At 50.2% G+C, this 16,807-nt stretch carries 13 protein-coding genes; 5 read left to right on the top strand and 8 right to left on the bottom strand.

Translation table 11 applies throughout. The annotated features are described in order from the left end of the window. Positions 1-89 precede the first annotated feature (89 nt). Together P1U47_RS00635 and P1U47_RS00630 are read right to left on the bottom strand one after the other, a co-directional pair. Positions 90-1,871, bottom strand: coding sequence for an FAD-dependent monooxygenase (locus tag P1U47_RS00635; RefSeq protein ID WP_301026575.1), 1,782 nt, complete (start codon positions 1,869-1,871; stop codon positions 90-92). Positions 1,872-2,132: 261 nt separating this feature from the next. Continuing rightward, the gene (locus P1U47_RS00630) at positions 2,133-3,761 is read right to left on the bottom strand and encodes an FAD-dependent monooxygenase (RefSeq protein WP_301026573.1); all 1,629 of its coding nucleotides are present in this window, start codon (positions 3,759-3,761) and stop codon (positions 2,133-2,135) included. 537 nt (positions 3,762-4,298) lie between these two features. On the opposite strand from P1U47_RS00630, the gene P1U47_RS00625 reads away from it, so the two are divergent. Together P1U47_RS00625 and P1U47_RS00620 are read left to right on the top strand one after the other, a co-directional pair. Beyond that, positions 4,299-5,156 (top strand): fumarylacetoacetate hydrolase family protein, encoded by an 858-nt coding sequence (locus P1U47_RS00625; protein ID WP_301026572.1) that lies wholly within the window; start codon positions 4,299-4,301, stop codon positions 5,154-5,156. A 76-nt stretch (positions 5,157-5,232) separates the two neighbouring features. Beyond that, positions 5,233-5,838, top strand: a complete 606-nt coding sequence (locus P1U47_RS00620) for a VOC family protein (RefSeq protein ID WP_301026571.1) — start codon at positions 5,233-5,235, stop codon at positions 5,836-5,838. An 84-nt stretch (positions 5,839-5,922) separates the two neighbouring features. Here P1U47_RS00620 and P1U47_RS00615 read toward each other — a convergent pair whose 3' ends face one another. From P1U47_RS00615 to P1U47_RS00595, 5 genes are read right to left on the bottom strand one after another with little or no spacing between them, the layout of a single operon-like run. Continuing rightward, entirely contained in the window at positions 5,923-6,150 is a 228-nt protein-coding gene (locus P1U47_RS00615; protein WP_301026570.1) for a formate dehydrogenase subunit delta, read from the bottom strand. Between the two features lie 9 nt (positions 6,151-6,159). Next, positions 6,160-6,984, bottom strand: coding sequence for a formate dehydrogenase accessory sulfurtransferase FdhD (gene fdhD, locus P1U47_RS00610; RefSeq protein WP_301026569.1), 825 nt, complete (start codon positions 6,982-6,984; stop codon positions 6,160-6,162). Further along, complete coding sequence (gene fdhF / locus P1U47_RS00605) at positions 6,971-9,853, bottom strand: formate dehydrogenase subunit alpha (protein WP_301026568.1); 2,883 nt, start codon at positions 9,851-9,853, stop codon at positions 6,971-6,973. Before fdhF ends, fdhD begins: the two co-directional genes overlap by 14 nt. Before the next feature lies 1 nt (position 9,854). After that, positions 9,855-11,408: an NADH-quinone oxidoreductase subunit NuoF gene (locus tag P1U47_RS00600; protein WP_301026567.1), complete on the bottom strand. Its 1,554-nt coding sequence runs from the start codon at positions 11,406-11,408 to the stop codon at positions 9,855-9,857. After that, a complete protein-coding gene (locus P1U47_RS00595; RefSeq protein ID WP_301026566.1) occupies positions 11,408-11,899 on the bottom strand; it encodes a formate dehydrogenase subunit gamma in 492 nt (163 codons plus the stop codon). The genes P1U47_RS00600 and P1U47_RS00595 overlap by 1 nt, the downstream gene beginning before the upstream one ends. A gap of 145 nt (positions 11,900-12,044) precedes the next feature. Between P1U47_RS00595 and P1U47_RS00590 the strand changes: the two genes are divergently transcribed. Continuing rightward, positions 12,045-13,106: a substrate-binding domain-containing protein gene (locus P1U47_RS00590; RefSeq protein ID WP_301026565.1), complete on the top strand. Its 1,062-nt coding sequence runs from the start codon at positions 12,045-12,047 to the stop codon at positions 13,104-13,106. 22 nt (positions 13,107-13,128) lie between these two features. Here the strand turns inward: P1U47_RS00590 and P1U47_RS00585 are convergent, their stop codons facing one another. After that, positions 13,129-13,833 carry a hypothetical protein gene (locus tag P1U47_RS00585; RefSeq protein WP_301026564.1) on the bottom strand — a complete coding sequence of 235 codons (705 nt, stop codon included), beginning with the start codon at positions 13,831-13,833 and terminating at the stop codon, positions 13,129-13,131. A 531-nt stretch (positions 13,834-14,364) separates the two neighbouring features. Here P1U47_RS00585 and P1U47_RS00580 point away from each other — a divergent pair. Further along, positions 14,365-15,294, top strand: coding sequence for a TonB-dependent receptor plug domain-containing protein (locus P1U47_RS00580; protein WP_301026563.1), 930 nt, complete (start codon positions 14,365-14,367; stop codon positions 15,292-15,294). Positions 15,295-15,302: 8 nt separating this feature from the next. Continuing rightward, positions 15,303-16,715, top strand: a complete 1,413-nt coding sequence (locus P1U47_RS00575; protein WP_366943102.1) for a TonB-dependent receptor — start codon at positions 15,303-15,305, stop codon at positions 16,713-16,715. Positions 16,716-16,807: the final 92 nt, after the last annotated feature.

The raw sequence follows: 16,807 nt of genomic DNA, 5'->3' as shown, positions 1-16,807 counted from the left end.
GACTCATTTAAAAGCACGCTCACTAACAAGCGAGGCGACAAAATCGCCACGCCTGCGCAACGCTAAAATAACTTAAAAATTATTTTACTTTATGATTTAAAAAATCCACTAAGCTCATCAATAAAACGTGCCATACCGGAAGCATCTTTTGATCGCCACATTACGTGCCCATCGGGACGAACAAGCACTGCACCGTTATCTCCAATGTATTTGAATTGATTCCAATCATCGTTCAGCGGTTTCATTTGAGCGGCCCCAGCACCTATTGCCACCACGTGGCATTTATTAGCAAGGGGGCTTCGGCCGACTAACGCAGACCACTGCTCCACATTTTTTTCAACAAACAGAGTAAAACTATCGATAGTAATCAGATCTAAGGATGATAGGTTTTTACCGTTGTTATTAAGCCAAAAATGCGGAAATCTCGCACCTGGGTCGGTACAGGGGTAGTAGCGACGCTCGAACATTTCACGCTCTGTAGATTCGTGCCCATCCTTATGCAATGCACCCAGTTGATACTTAAAACCAATCTCCATATTAATGGCCTGAAATTCTGCGGTTTGGGTATCAATAACAAGCTTTGCGCGATGACGAAGCGTGTCACCGATTTCTGAATCTTCAAAAAGATTGCGATAAGCTTGAGTATTCATTTCTACCGGCGCACCAGGAATAAGCCCTATTCCGCCATCTATTAACAGGTGATTTTGAAATGTATACAGCGCCCATCGTACATTTTTTCCGGTTACTTGACGTCGCTCAGACTCGTAGGTATCGAGTAAGGAATCGCTAGCTTCGCCTTTGATCACCGCGGCTAACTTCCATGCCATATTGTGTGCATCTTGGATTGCAGAATTCAAACCCAAGCCCGTGGTAGGTGGGTGGCAATGAGCCGCGTCACCCAACAGGAATACCGAGCCTTGACGAAAGCGGTCTGCAAGAACGCCCTTAACTTGCCACTCATTGGTCTTGATGATTTCGACTTTAGTTTCAGCAGTCACTCTCAGCAACGATTTAATTTGCTCGGCTAATTCTTCGTGCTCTACATTTTCGATCTGGTCGGGATTAAAGGCGAAATGCATCAGCCATTCTTGAGAGTTTCGCCCAAAATCTTTAGGCCCCAGTGCGACCATCACCCCACTACCCCACGCACCGCCACTTTCCGGATTAGAGAACCATCGAATCATTGGGCTATCATCGTCTATGAATGACGACAAATCAGCGCGAAAATACGCTGTTTTCATGTCTATTAAGCGCTCGATACCCTGCATAGGGATATTCAAACTAGGACCAACAAATCGTCCTCCGTCACAGGCAAGCATATACTTTGCCTGCACGGTATACGTTTCATCGTTGGCAGTATTTCTAATGGTGGCTAATACCCCCAATTCATTTTCAAAAAATGACACTAACTCATGACCAAAATGCAAAGAAGATGCGACTTCTCGCTTCGAAATTCTTTTCTCTGCATGGGCATATAAAAAAGGTTCAACATGGAGCTGAGCAAAGTTTGCAGTGCGGCAGGGACTCGACTCACCATAGTGCTCGGCTAAAGCGCCACCGCCAAATGCATCCATAATATGAATGGTTTTGCCGTCTAACTCGCCATCTCCGGCAAGGGACGTATACCAGCCTACGGTAGCCATATTCTCTGCCGGGGTACTGCGCTCGTATATTTCGTCGGCTAAGCCCAGCGAGCGAAATATTTCCATTGAGCGCAAATTTAAGTAATGGGCCTTTGGCGCCGGAGACGTTGTTTCTCGCCGCTCAATAAGATGTGTATCAATTCCCAATTCGGTCAAAAAAATAGACGACGCCAATCCCGCACCGGCACCACCGACAATTAATACTGATGTTTGCAATGTTTCACTCATTATTTTAATTCTCCCATTCACAATTAAAAATGACCTAGGCTGCGATTAGTACTCACTTACGTAAATACCAGACTACTAAGATGCCTCTGCTTATCTATATAAATAAAAGCTTCTACCTTAAAGGCCTTAGTATCACCCCAACTTTAGAGCTAGCCGTCAGGGGTGCAACCAACTAGCGCACTATGCGTTAAATCTGCCTGATAGGTTTGCTATCATTCAATCGCCGAGCAATTTCCGTTCTTACTGGCCAAAGCCAAGTACTCAAGCTGCTTTGCCAATCGCTTTTAATAATACACTCGCAAACTCGCTTGTGATTTGATCAGATCGCCAAGCGATATGCAGGTCTGGCCGCACGAGCACATATTTTGAAGCCAACACCTTCTTTGCATTTGCATTATTGATCACGACAATCTCACAAGGCGGAGCCAAGGTCGAAGCCAATGCTTCATCAAGTAGTGACCGCGAAGAAACATCAATACTGTCTTCGCATACCAGCAAGTTAAAGTTGTTTCCAAGTAGCGAATAAATCGACTGGCCATTTTCCAAATATACGTGCGGTAATCTCCGCCCTGGTTCCGTGCTAGGCGTATATACCAGAGGGTCTATTTCTTCATTACCTGCTTCGCCCAAAATAATATCGGAATCGTAGCGGTAGCCTAATTCAACCCCATAGCTTTCATTTTCAGCATTGCCCAGCATACGGCACTTCTCTGCCAAGGCTGATCGATTACTCGAGGCCACTTCGGTATCCGAGTCAATATCGCCCGCAGCCATATATGCCATCGTAAACGCTTGCCGCACCAAGAAATGCCGCCGCGATGCCTCAAGATGCCACCACGCCGTCGGACGTCGCTCAGCCTCGTAAGCATCTACCAGACTCATGTCGCCCCAACCTTGCACATTTGCAGTGAGCACCCACGCCAAACCAATGGCGTCGGCAATACCCGAGTTCATGCCATACCCGCCTGTAGGAATAAACTGATGTGCAGAGTCACCCGCCAAAATAGCCCGCCCTTTGTAATATTGTTTCGCCACTACAAAGTGAGCAGCCCACGGATTTGCCTGCAAAATTTCATAGTTAAATTTTTGACCAACCCAGTTTTCCAAGACGTCTTCGGCCTTCCACTCCAAGCCATCCTCACCCGGTGGTAGCCACGCTTGCAGCGTCCATGTATCTTTATCATTTTGCGCTATTAAGGTTCCCGCACCGTTCTGGTAATGCCAAGTACCACCCCAGCGCTGGAGCAGTTCGGTATCGGTGGATCGAAAGTGGACCATAAACGCACCAGCCACCGCTTCTTCGCCATCGAGTTCAATGCCTAATTTACGACGAACGCGGCTACCACCGCCATCGCAACCCGCTAAGAACATCCCACTGAGAACGTCAGTCTCACCACTACGCTGATTCTTTACAAGGACAGAAATCGAACCTGAGGATTCTTCTACGATCTCCTCAAAAGCAACGCCAAACCGCACATCTATAAGCGGACTCTCGTCCACAAAGCGTTTCAAAACTGGCTCTATATCAATTTGGCTTACTCGCAGCGGCGCTTCAGCGGGAAAGCTACCGTCGTTAATTGCACGAGAGTTTGCTTCAAATTCGGTAGATGACGGATAGCGATACCGGAACAGCTCATAGCCTGCGAGACGAGTAATCCAGCTGATATCAAATGAATTTTCTCTAGGCACCCCAACATCCCTGAGCGCCTCAACAACACCAAGCCGCGCATAAAGCTCCATGCTGCGGCCATTGGTTAAATCCATCTTGGGATGTCGCGTTGTCGTCTCATTTCGCTCTAGCAAAATCGATTTAACACCGTACCTCGCTAACTCGAGCGCCAGTGTCATTCCAACCGGACCGGCGCCTGCAATTATTACATTCGTATTCATTAAAATGCTTCTCCACCATCTATTATTAGAATAGTGATATTAAAGCAGTGTTTTACCGTTTGGTAAATAAAGAATTTACGAGCCACCAATTTTATCCATTGCAGGCAAACCTTATCCGCCTCTTATAACCCAAACTCACCGTTATAAGGGCAAATAATACCTGCGCAAAGGGATTAAGGGATGCAAAGTAAGCCCTAAACCCCAACGCAATTGACCAATCGGTAAGCTTATGCGATCCTTGGCATTAATTCGCTCGGCGACAAAGCACAACAATAGATAGCCAGAAAAATATGTACTGCACTATTACAAAAGCAGTAAAGGCTCCGCCGGAGTATCACCACATTGTGCAGAAGCTCCCAAGGACTATCACAACTAAAAGCCAGGAAGCCCACTAAGGGCATCATTAGCCCTTGCGGTTTATCCCCGGCTAGCAGAATGCCTAAGCGAAACATTGATTGATTTACAAAATTTTTTTCAAAAAACTTATAAAATCATTGCATCAAAATAATTTTTCGACCTACTAAAAATGGACTTAAAATGAAATTAGCGCAGTTTACCCACGAAAATACACGTCGTATTGCAAAAATAGTCGACGGTGGAATAATAGATTTATATCACCACCTTCCCAGCCTTCCCGCAGATATGATATCGCTCATTAATCAATGGGAAAGCGTCAAAGACATAATTAAAGATTTGGAAGTCCCTATAGATTACCGCTTAGACGAAATTAAACTGGAGGCACCAGTAAGCCGGCCAGGTAAAATTTTTGGCATTGGCCTTAACTACGCAGACCATGCCGTCGAGGCCGCTACCGGTGGCATCGAGCGCCCCGAGCACCAAGTCTGGTTTTCAAAGGCCGTCACCTCGATCAATGGACCCTTCGACGCGATTCAATTGCCGCGCGCTTCCGATAAGCTAGATTACGAAGCGGAGATGGTTTTTATTATCGGTAAACGCTGTAAAAATATTTCTGAATCAGAAGCGCGATCCGCGATCTTTGGCTTTTGTATTGGCAACGATGTAAGCGTACGTGACTGGCAGCTGCGAACCGGTCAATTCATGATTGGTAAATCCTTCGACAGCCACGCGCCCATTGGCCCGTATATCGTCACCGCCGACGCCGTCGACGAAACTAATTTAGGTATCCGCTGTTATGTAAATGGCGAAAAGCGCCAAGAATCCAACACCAAATACCTAATGTTCGATTGCGCTGCGCAAATTGCACACCTGAGCCAAGCGATGACATTAGAACCTGGCGATGTAATTTTCACCGGCACACCCGCTGGCGTAGGCGCACTGATGAGTCCAGCAAATTACCTAAAAGAGGGTGATATTGTCCGAGTTGAAATCGATCAGCTTGGCGCAATTGAAAATATCGTTGCCAAAGAGCCGTAAACCTCAATATTGACCACGTGGTAAATTTGTGTCAAATTTCATTTATATCCTACTCAGAATAAAATAGGTGAACACAATGCCAAATACCCTCACAGCCAGCCAAACAATAGTGCCGCAAAAATTGGCTCACATTGTTATTCGAGCTAAAAAATACGATGAAATGATCGAGTGGTACCGAACCGTTTTGAATCTTAGAGGCTCTTTTGAGTCACCAATGATTTCATTTCTAACCTACGACGAGGAACATCATCGCATCGCATTTCTAAATACCGCCCATTTACCTTCGCCCGACAAAAAATACACTGGGTTTGACCACGCTGCGTTCACTTATAAAAATCTCGATGAACTGCTGAGCCACTGGGAACAACTCAAAGACAAAGGTGTTGAGCCATTTTGGTGTATTAATCATGGCCCGACGACCTCCATGTATTTCCGCGATCCCGATGGCAATGAAATAGAACTTCAAGTTGACAATTTTCCTACAATGGAAGGCTGCATAGGGTGGTTTTCTTCAGAGGAATTTGAGAAAAACCCCATTGGTCTCGATTTCGACCCCGAGCTATTGCTGCAGAAACTGCGTAATGGTGGCGATGAATGGGAATTATGCAAAGTGGGTTCGGCGCCAGTTAAGCCCGGCACTGAATATCATTTTGATACCTTACCACCGCCACCATCCGCGTAGAAAGAACGCTTTAAGGTGTCGTGCAAAAAGGCGCCGTGTAAAAAGGCACCGTATAAAAGGGCGCCGTGCATACATCCACTACCATTAAATAAAACCGATGGCAGTGGATGCTATTTTGTTCAAATCCGCTCCACCAGATTTCAGATATTCTTTTATTTCTAACTTCATTGCCCGCGCCCAAAACCGCCGAATATGATTCGCGACTTGTTCGGCAGCAATTGCATCGTCGCTGGCGCCATGACGCAAATTTTCGGCAATGTCATTTGCCATACGAATTAAATTATCAACACTTTTGCTGTGCGCGCTGCTCATCTCGCCCAGTTACTCCCAAGGATTATTATAAATAACGTGGCGGCCTTCGCGGGCGAAGCCAATCAGTAATTGGCCCGCTGCTGCGGCTTGTTCAATTGCAAGTGAGGTGGGTGCTGACACCGCCACCAAGGCGCCAATACCTACCGCGCAACTCTTGTGAACCATTTCATAACTTGCCCGACTAGACACCAACACAAAGCCTTGGCTTAAATCGGTATGAGTCTGCAACAGCACACCGATTAATTTATCCAGCGCATTGTGTCGGCCAACGTCTTCTCGCACTTTTACAATATTGCCTGCCAAGTCACACCAAGCCACGCCGTGACTTGCGCCGGTTTGCGCTTGTAAGGCTTGGTGCTGGGGAAACATTTTAAGGGCGCGCTGCACAGCGTCATCAGACACCACTGGCGCAGTAACATTGCGCACTGGGCGAATCGCGCTTTCTAAAGATTCTGTACCGCATAAACCACAGCCAGTGCGGCCGGTGAGGTTGCGCCGCCGCTGCTTGAGTGCTGCCAAACAGGAATTAGCGATGCGCATTTCAACCGACAGGCCGTGCGCAACAGTTTTAACGTCGCAATCAAATAATTGCTGGGTGTCGGTGAGAATACCTTCGCTAAGACTAAAGCCCAGCGCAAAGTCTTTTAGGTCAGCGGGGGTCGCCATCATCACCGCGTGAGAGATGCCGTTGTAGACCATCGCCACCGGCACTTCCATGGCGATATGATCGTCCAGCGGCGCGGTCTTGCGCTGGTTGGCGCGACGCACATCGACCGCTGCCCGCGCACTGCCTACTGGCTTACTGCTATCTTCCACGAGCTTAACGGCCAACATGTTCTGGCGCTCCCTTAGGCTTGCGATACAGTTTGCGCTGGCGCTCATCAAAGGCTTTGAACTGCCGCTGCCATTCCGAGGGCTGACTGACTTTTTCTACCTGCACCGCCGTGACTTTGTATTCTGGGCAGTTAGTCGCCCAATCGGAATTATCGGTGGTAATAACATTGGCGCCACTACCCGGATGATGGAAGGTGGTGTACACCACCCCCGGCAACATGCGCTCACTTACCCTTGCCCGCAACACTGTTTGACCAGCGCGGCTGGAAATACCCAGCCAGTCGCCATCGTGAATACCGCGCAGCTCGGCGTCGTGAGGATGCACTTCAAGTACATCTTCATCGTGCCATTGCTGGTTAGCGGTGCGCCGCGTTTGCGCGCCCACATTGTATTGCGACAAAATTCGGCCGGTGGTTAATAACAGCGGGAAGCGGCGATTAGTTTTTTCCGAGGTCGCCACGTATTCGGTAATCGCAAACTGGCCTTTACCAATCGGGAAGTCGACCTCGTGCATGGTGGGCGTACCGTCTGGGTGATCGGCATTACAGGGCCACTGAATACTGCCCTGCTCTTCTAATTTAGCGTAGCTAACGCCATTAAAGCTTGGCGTGAGCTGGGCAATCTCATCCATAATTTCGCTTGGGTGCTGGTAGTTCATGGGGTAGCCCAGCTCGTTGGCCAAATCCACGGTCACTTCCCAGTCTTCTTTACCGGCAATGGCGGGCATAACTTTGCGCACGCGGTTAATACGGCGCTCGGCATTGGTGAAAGTGCCATTTTTTTCTAAGAAGGTAGAACCCGGCAAAAGAACGTGGGCAAATTTTGCGGTTTCATTGAGGAAGATATCTTGAACGATTAAGCAGTCTAAGGCCCGCAGTGCCGATTCCACATGCTGGGTGTTGGGGTCTGACTGGGCGATGTCCTCGCCCTGTACGTAAAGCGCTTTGAAACTGCCGGCAATGGCAGCGTCAAACATATTGGGAATACGCAGACCCGGCTCGTCGTCGAGCACCACGCCCCACGCCGATTCAAAACGCGAGCGCGCTACTACGTCGGACACATGCTGATAGCCCGGCAGTTCGTGGGGGAATGAACCCATATCGCAGGAGCCTTGCACATTGTTCTGGCCCCGCAGCGGGTTTACACCCACACCTTCGCGGCCGATATTACCGGTAGCCATCGCTAAATTAGCAATGCCCATTACCATGGTCGACCCTTGGCTGTGTTCGGTAACACCAAGGCCATAATAGATAGCGCCGTTACCTGCCGTGGCGTAGGCGCGAGCAGCTTTGCGCACATCTTCAGCGGCAACGCCAGTGATCTCTTCTAACACTTCGGGGGAATGACGTGGCTCGCTAATAAATTTACGCCAGGCTTGATAGGCTTTTTCGTCACAGCGGGTCGATACGAAATTTTTGTCTTCTAGCCCTTCCGTAACGACCACATGCGCTAAGGCGTTAATGATGGTGACATTGGTGCCTGGCCGCAGCGGCAAATGCATGCCCTTGCCCATATGCGGTGTTTTTAGCAGATCAATTTTGCGGGGATCAATCACGATCAGCTCTGCACCTTGACGCAGACGCCGCCGCAATTGCGAGGCAAACACCGGATGCGCATCGGTTGGGTTGGCGCCAATCACCACTATGCAATCGGCCTTCATTACCGAGTCAAAAGTCTGGGTGCCAGCAGATTCGCCAAGGGTGGTTTTAAGACCGTAGCCGGTGGGCGAATGACAGACCCGCGCACAGGTATCGGTATTGTTATTACCAAAGGCGGCACGCACTAATTTTTGAACGAGATAGGTTTCTTCGTTGGTACAGCGCGAAGAGGTGATACCACCAATGCTTTCGCGACCGTATTTGGCCTGCACGTCTTTAAGCCGCTTCGCCGCAAAGCTTATCGCCTGCTCCCAGCTTACTTCCTGCCATGGCTGATCAATGCTGTCGCGAATCATTGGCGAGCGCACCCGATCTTTATGGGTGGCATAGCCAAAGGCAAAACGGCCTTTTACACAGGAGTGACCGTGATTTGCATCGCCGCCTTTGTAGGGCACCATGCGTATTACTTCATTGCCTTTCATTTCAGCTTTAAAGGAACAGCCCACGCCGCAATAGGCGCAGGTGGTCACAATACTGTGTTCCGGCTGACCTTGCTCAATAACGCTTTTTTCCATCAAGGTGGACGTTGGGCAAGCCTGCACACAAGCGCCGCAGGAAACACAGTCGGAGTCCATAAAGGAATCATTCGCCCCAGCGGACACCTTGGAGTCGAAACCGCGACCATCAATGGTTAATGCGAAAGTGCCCTGCACTTCTTCACAGGCGCGCACACAGCGCGAACAGACAATGCACTTGCTGGGATCAAAACTGAAATAGGGATTCGACTCGTCTTTCTCGGCGTGCAGATGATTCTCGCCATCAAAGCCATAACGCACTTCTCGCAGACCAACTGCACCCGCCATATCTTGCAGCTCACAGTCACCGTTAGCGGGACAGGTTAAACAGTCCAGCGGGTGGTCGGAGATATACAATTCCATAATATTGCGGCGCAGCTTGGCCACTGGCTCGGTCTGGGTGCTGACCTGCATACCCTCGGCAACGGGTGTGGTACATGACGCAGGAAAGCCCTTGCGGCCTTCAATTTGTACCGCGCACAGACGGCAGGAACCAAAGGCCTCTAAATTATCTGAGGCACATAACTTAGGAATATTAATTCCGGCAAGCGCGGCGGCCCTGAGTACCGAGGTGCCTTCGGGCACTACGATCTCACGGCCATCGATGGCAAGACTCACCAGCTCGGTTGATAAGCTTGGCGGGGTTCCTAAATCTTTATTAGGGTCCGGTTTACGTGGATCAAAGTACTGGATCATCTTAGCGCTCCCTGTCGGCTAGTGGCCGCAGATCGTCGGCAAAATATTTCATGACGCTTTGCACTGGGAAGGGCGTCATGCCGCCCATGGCGCAGAGCGAGCCGTCTATCATTGTGGTACATAATTCGTCGAGTAGCGCGAGATTCGCCTCGGGCTGCTGACCGCTGCGAATTTTGTCGATAACCTCAACTCCGCGTGTTGAACCAATACGACAGGGCGTGCATTTACCGCAGGACTCCACCACACAAAACTCCATAGAGAAGCGGGCCTGCTCGCCCATATCCACGGTGTCGTCGAACATCACCACGCCGCCGTGACCAAGCACCGCGCCGATTGCAGCGAAGGCCTCGTAGTCCAGCGGCGTGTCCCATTGGGACTCCGGTAAATAAGCCCCCAGCGGCCCGCCGACCTGCACTGCCTTTAGCGGGCGGCCAGTAAAAGTACCGCCGCCGAAATCGTCCATTAATTCTCGCAGACTCACGCCAAAGGCTAACTCGACCAAACCGCCCTGCCGCACATTACCCGCCAGCTGAAATGGCAAGGTTCCCCGCGAGCGGCCCATGCCGACATCCGCATAGGCCTGCGCGCCTTGATCAAAAATAAAGGGCAGCGCCGCCAGCGACAATACGTTATTGACCACCGTCGGTTTGGCAAACAAACCTTTTAGGGCGGGGAGTGGCGGCTTGGCGCGCACCATGCCGCGCTTGCCCTCTAGGCTTTCGAGCAAGGCGGTTTCTTCGCCACAAATATAGGCACCCGCACCGAGACGAACTTCCAATTCAAACTGGCGACCACTGCCGCAAATATTCCCACCCAAATAACCCGCCGCCCTGGCCCGCGCAATGGCTTCATTCATAATGCGCTGAGCCAGCGGATACTCCGAGCGCAAATAGATATAACCCTGATTAGCACCCACCGCCAAACCCGCAATGACCATGCCTTCAATCAGTATATAGGGATCGCATTCCATCACTAAGCGGTCTGCAAAGGTGCCGGAATCGCCTTCGTCGGCATTGCAAACAATGTATTTTTGATCGTCCTCGGCATCCAGCACCGTCTTCCATTTAATGCCGGTGGGAAACGCCGCGCCGCCCCGCCCCCGCAAACCAGAATCCGTTACCTGCTGCACCCTATCTGCCGGACTTAAACTCAGCGCGTGCTGCAAACCGCGAAAGCCGGCATGAGCAAGATAGTGCTCTATTGATAATGGATCACCCAATCCCAGTCGCGCAAACGTCAGTCGCTGCTGGTTTTTTAAGAAGGGAATTTCTTCAGTAAGACCCTGGCATAAGGGGTGGTCTAAATTACCGTCGAGCAGGCCGCTCTTAAGCAAGCCATCAACGTCGCTTATCTCTACCGGCCCGTAGGCAACTCGCCCCGCAGGGGTTTCTACCTCGACCATTGGCTCTAGCCAAAACAGACCGCGACTGCCATTGCGGATCAGTTCAATATCGGCACCACTCTGCACGGCAGCAAGTTCAATCGCTGCGGCGATGGTATCGGCACCAAGTGAGCAAGCGGTAGTATCGCTGGGCACAAAAATTTGCAATGTCATTACACCAGCTCCACAACTTGGGTCGTCATATCATCGAGCAGCTGCTCAAAGCGCGCTGGCGACACTCGGCCATATATAGCGTCGCCAATACGAATAGACGGCCCGCAACTGCAATTACCCAAGCAGTACACCGGCTCTAAGCTCACGCGACCATCTGCTGAGGTTTGGTGGTAGTCAATATTTAAGCGCTGCTTAATGTGCGACTCCAACTGCTTTGCGCCCCGCGCCTGGCAAGCCTCTGCGCGACAAATTTGCAGTACATGATCACCCGGTGGTGTGCGCCGAAAATGGTGGTAAAAGCTAATGACACCAGAGATTTCGGCGCGGGTCTGATTTAGCCCATCCGCGATGATGGCAATCACCTCGTCCGGCACATAAGTGAGTTCATCTTGCACCGCATGCAGAATAGGCAGCAAGGCGCCAGGCTGATGTTTTAGGGACGCAACAAGGCCCTCGACAACTGCCGCTATGCTAGGGGGAGCAGACTTCATATTATTCTCTCGCTTTACTCGACATAAGCCTCTTCACGAGACCCCATATATGCAATTTTTTGCATATATTTTGTGTTTACAACGCTATTATTGGGGTTCAGCTTAGCAGCTAGCCTATATTTACTAAATATGCACAACTTTGCCTATGAAACATTTACAGATCTCTCCCGCGTGGTTTTTTACCGATGGCCAAGGCGAGCAGCTCGACCCACGACTCTTCGCCCTGCTTAGGGCCATTCACAAGCAAAACAAATTAACCCAAGCTGCCGAAGCCTGTGGTTTTTCCTATCGTCATGCTTGGAATATGCTGCAACACTGGGAGGAGTTTTTTGGCACGCCGCTAATCGAAAAACAACGGGGGCGCGGTTCACGCCTGTCGCCCCTGGGCGAGAAACTGCTTTGGGCAGAACAACGGGTTGCGGCGCGTTTAGAACCGCAGCTAGAAAGCCTTAGCTCAGAGATAAACTTAGAAATTGCGCATTTGCTCGAAGGCAATAAGCCGGTACTTCGCCTACATGCCAGCCACGGTTATGCGGTTGCCTTGCTACCAAAATACATTGGCGAGCTACCGCTGGATTTACAGTATTGCAGCCCCGCCGATGCCCTCTCTGCCCTAGCCCGTAACGCCTGCGATATTGCCGGCTTCCACCTGCCCATAGGCACTGCGCCAGCACTTTACCGCGACTACCGAAAACGCCTTAAACCTCGCAGCCACCGGATTATTCAATTTATTACTCGGCGCCAAGGGTTAATGTTGCAAGCCGGCAATCCACTGGGTGTAACAGGGCTTGCCGACCTAGCCGAAATTGACCTGCGCTTTATCAACCGCCAAGCGATCTCGGGAACGCGATCACTGCTGGACGCGCTATTGAAAGAACAAGCTATTCCAAGTGCGAATATAAAGGGCTTTGAACAAGAGGAATTTACCCACTCTGCCGTTGCCGCTTATATAGCCGCAAACATGGCCGACGCCGGCTTTGGCGTAGAAGCCGCGGCCAGACAGTTCGGCCTCGACTTTATTCCCCTCGCCCAAGAGCGCTATGTAATGGCCTGCCATAAGCAGGCACTCAACGACCCTAAGTTTCAGGAATTTTTAAACATCATTCGCGGCGAAGAATTTCACGCCGCCGTCGCGCAGCTGCCCGGCTACAGCAGCGACGACTGCGGTCTAGTCGCTAGTGTTGAAGATATTTTCAATAACGCCTGATTTTTTAAATAGCAGATCAGCGCTAAACCCCAACGGCGCGCTCTTGCTTCTTAATTGCCTTAAACAGCAGCACGGTCATGATGACCACCCACACACTAAAGTCGATCAGCGGCAGCCAAAAGCCGAGTATACCGTCCCATGCAAAAGGGCCTGTTTTAAACAGACAGATCACCCCAGCGGGCAGTAAGAGGACCGCCACCCAAAAATTGTAAAAGCCAAACCAACGCGGAAAAACCGGATCTGCGCTTTTATCCGTAAGTACGGCGATACCCACGGTAATGTTCTGCACAATAAAGGGCGAGGTGGTCATTAATAAAATTAGCCACGCAATATCACTCAAGGCAAGGACTAATTCCGCTGGCCGATCAGGTCTATAAGCAAGCCCAATCCATATAAAGAACGCAATCATGAACAGCGCGGCGACAATGGCAGCACAAGCCGCTTGCGACTGGGCCAGCACTTCATTCGGCCCTTCAATACGTCGCAGTTGCGCCGCAATAGCCGCGCCAAAAAGCACATAAAAAGGCAGCGACAACAGTGCAAGCGCAAAGCCGACGCGAATCATTAGGCTATTTTCACTAAATATTCCAGCAATCTCCTCTGCACCGGCCGTTGGCGAGTGAGGCGGGAAAAACTGCGCAATAAATATCCAGCCTACGGCCAGTATTCCAAAAAAAATCAAACCACCCACGGCGCAAAATCGCTGCGCAAAAGCATTCGTATTCATTTTTAAACCTTTTAGTAAAGAACAACATCTTACGCCAAACGATCAATGTCACCAATTAAACATTTAATGCATTAGCGTGCTACAGAGCCTTAAATCCCCCCCTTTACCGAGGCTAGCAAAGGGACAAATTGACACGTTTTCACACCAAGCATTACGCTTAGTAACAAATAACCAAGATTTTACGTACAAGCCCAAGAAGTTTATTTTCAATGGAAGATCAATATCTTAGCTAGCAGTGCAGCGGTGTCACCAGAAAATCAGGCCTTGCACCGACCTATTTAATGCACGCTTGCTAATAGTAAAGAACCCGCTAACGAGCTAAGCCTCAACAGAGATAGCGGATAGTACTTATACCCATGCAAACTATATCAGTTCAGAATCGTCTCCAACAAAGTTATTGAACAAAAGGTCAATATTAAGACACATAGAAGCCAAATTGGCGGCAAAGTTAAAAAACGCAGCTACGCTGTTATTAATACGAATAAGTCAGCAACAACCCAAGATCCCAATAAAAGTAATAGAGGTAACGTTATGAAAAAACTCATTAGCATCGGCATAGCCATCGCATTAGCTCCGTCAATAGCGGGCGCCGGTGCCTTAGAGGAAGTGATTGTGACCGCTCAAAAGCGCTCGCAGTCTATTAATGATGTGGGCTTGTCTGTGTCAGCAGCGACCGGCGACCAGATAAGTGACGCAGGTATTACCGACACCGGCGACCTCATCAAGGTTTCCCCTGGTTTAGTATTTACCGCCAGCCAGAATGGCACGCCGCTATTTTCGCTGCGAGGCGTTGGTTTTAATGACTACACCCTTGGCGCGAGCCCTGCGGTGAGTGTTTATGTAGACGAAGTACCGCTCGCTTACGGCGCCTTCACCAAGGGCGCAACTTTAGACTTAGAGCGGGTTGAGGTACTGAAAGGCCCTCAGGGCCTGTTGTTTGGCCAAAACTCTACCGGCGGCGCAATTAACTACATTGCAGCCAAGCCTACTCAAGAGCTAGAAGCGGGCGCCAAACTGAGCTATGGCAGCTTTAATCGCATCGACACCGAAGCGCATGTTAGCGGCCCTTTAAGTGAAAATGTGGCCGGCCGAGTAGCGTTTGCCACTACCCAAGCCGATGAATGGCAAGAAAGCGTTGGCTCTAATCGCGAGCTGGGCAAAGAAGACTTGTTTAAGGGCCGCGCCCAATTGCAATTTGACGTGAGCGAGCGCACCACAATTTTAGCCGGCGTCAATGGCTGGAACGACAAGTCCGACACTCAAGCCGCGCAGCTGCAAGGCCTGCAACTGCAGTATTCCTCACCGTCTGAGCCACTTGTTTCTGATACCGTAGAAACCCAAAACCGAATCGACGCCTTCTTCGTTCAACCCAATGCCAAAAACAATGCCCGCAGCGCCGAGTGGGATGAAGACCGCGACCTGTCTCGCGACGACAGTTTTCACAATTCACTTTACGGGTAGATCACGAGATTAACGATTCGCTGCGCTTTACTTCGATCACGGCCATTGGCGAGTATGAAGAAGATTACTCAATGGACCGCGACGGCACCACCCTAACCAATATGGGTATTGACTCGGTGGGCAGTGTTGACAGTTTCACCCAAGAATTGCGCCTTTCGGGCAACACCGACCTTAGCCAATGGCTAGTAGGTGTTAACTACGCCACCAACGACGTAAAAAGTGACGAAACGGTATTGATATTCGACTCAACCAACGCTGCCTTAATGCCAGGCGGCCCCTTCATTGACAACTCAACCACCAGTATTACCCAAGACATTAAAGACATTGGCATATTCGCTAACATGGAATACGACCTTGGCGAGAAGTTCACGGTACTTGCCGGTGCGCGTTATACCGAAAGCAGCAACGACTTCACTTCCTGTAGCCACAGCGATGACCCTGGCCTAAATGCCACTTTTGGCTTCTTTTCGGATGCGCTGCGCGGTCAAGCACCAGGCACTACCGTTATATTACCTAACCAGTGCGTTAGCCTTGACGCAGCAACCGCCGAAGTTAGCCGCACGCCCTACACCGACTCTTTGGAAGAAGACAATGTGTCTTGGCGCCTAGGTTTAAACTACCGCGCTAATGAAGACCTACTGTTATACACCTTAGCCTCTAAGGGCTACAAAACCGGTAGTTACCCTATTCTGCCCGCCTCAACCACGTCGCAGTTTGAACCGGTAACTCAGGAATCTGTGCAAGCATTAGAAGGCGGTTTAAAGTGGAGCTTTGCAGAAGGCAAAGCGCAATTGAACTCAGCTATCTTTTACTACCAGTACGACGACAAGCAAGTGCGCGGCAGTGTTAAAGATCCTGTATACAACCAGCTAGACCGCTTGGTTAACATCCCAGAGTCCACCATTCAGGGCGCTGAGATAGAATTAACTTACAGCCCAATTGACGGCCTATTGCTGCGCGGCTCTGGCACCTACGTTAATACCGAGGTTAAAGAGTGGTACACCTTTGTTAACCCAACAACCGGACAAGACGAAGACGGCCTGAATGGTGTGCGCGAGCAAGGCGATTTCAGCGGTTCAGACTTGCCCTTCACACCCGAAATGCACTTTGTTGCCGATGTTGATTACCGGCGCCCAATCAATGAAAACCTAGGCGGCTTTGTTGGCGCGAATCTGCTTTATAACAGTGAAGCCAACTCTACCTTCGGCGATCCAGACAAGACCCGTATTGACTCGTTCACCACCTTAGATCTTCGCGCTGGTGTCGAGGCCTTAGACGGTACTTGGACTGCCACCGTGTGGGGCCGCAACGTAACCGACGAGTACTACTGGAGCAACCAGTTTGTAACCCAAGACGTGCTAGTTAGATATGCCGCCAAACCTGTTACCTACGGCATTAGCTTCGCTTACAACTTTATGTAGAAATCACCCAAGTGACTTTGCCTGCCCCTTGGGGCAGGCTTTTTTTTGCCTTTAATGAGGTAATTCAAGCGCGGCGTAACACCTTCTGCTCA

The sequence above is a fragment of the Zhongshania sp. genome, from assembly GCF_029212375.1.
GTDB lineage: Bacteria > Pseudomonadota > Gammaproteobacteria > Pseudomonadales > Spongiibacteraceae > Spongiibacter.
Note: the sequence above shows the minus strand (reverse complement) of the source record. Positions and strands in the feature narration are given on the sequence as shown.

Excerpts from the sequence above, each read along its gene's own strand:
- P1U47_RS00635 (WP_301026575.1), bottom strand. The coding sequence starts at position 1,871 with ATGAGTGAAACATTGCAAACATCAGTATTAATTGTCGGTGGTGCCGGT.
- P1U47_RS00630 (WP_301026573.1), bottom strand. The coding sequence starts at position 3,761 with ATGAATACGAATGTAATAATTGCAGGCGCCGGTCCGGTTGGAATGACA.
- P1U47_RS00625 (WP_301026572.1), top strand. The coding sequence starts at position 4,299 with ATGAAATTAGCGCAGTTTACCCACGAAAATACACGTCGTATTGCAAAA.
- P1U47_RS00620 (WP_301026571.1), top strand. The coding sequence starts at position 5,233 with ATGCCAAATACCCTCACAGCCAGCCAAACAATAGTGCCGCAAAAATTG.
- P1U47_RS00615 (WP_301026570.1), bottom strand. The coding sequence starts at position 6,150 with ATGAGCAGCGCGCACAGCAAAAGTGTTGATAATTTAATTCGTATGGCA.
- fdhD (WP_301026569.1), bottom strand. The coding sequence starts at position 6,984 with ATGTTGGCCGTTAAGCTCGTGGAAGATAGCAGTAAGCCAGTAGGCAGT.
- fdhF (WP_301026568.1), bottom strand. The coding sequence starts at position 9,853 with ATGATCCAGTACTTTGATCCACGTAAACCGGACCCTAATAAAGATTTA.
- P1U47_RS00600 (WP_301026567.1), bottom strand. The coding sequence starts at position 11,408 with ATGACATTGCAAATTTTTGTGCCCAGCGATACTACCGCTTGCTCACTT.
- P1U47_RS00595 (WP_301026566.1), bottom strand. The coding sequence starts at position 11,899 with ATGAAGTCTGCTCCCCCTAGCATAGCGGCAGTTGTCGAGGGCCTTGTT.
- P1U47_RS00590 (WP_301026565.1), top strand. The coding sequence starts at position 12,045 with ATGAAACATTTACAGATCTCTCCCGCGTGGTTTTTTACCGATGGCCAA.
- P1U47_RS00585 (WP_301026564.1), bottom strand. The coding sequence starts at position 13,833 with ATGAATACGAATGCTTTTGCGCAGCGATTTTGCGCCGTGGGTGGTTTG.
- P1U47_RS00580 (WP_301026563.1), top strand. The coding sequence starts at position 14,365 with ATGAAAAAACTCATTAGCATCGGCATAGCCATCGCATTAGCTCCGTCA.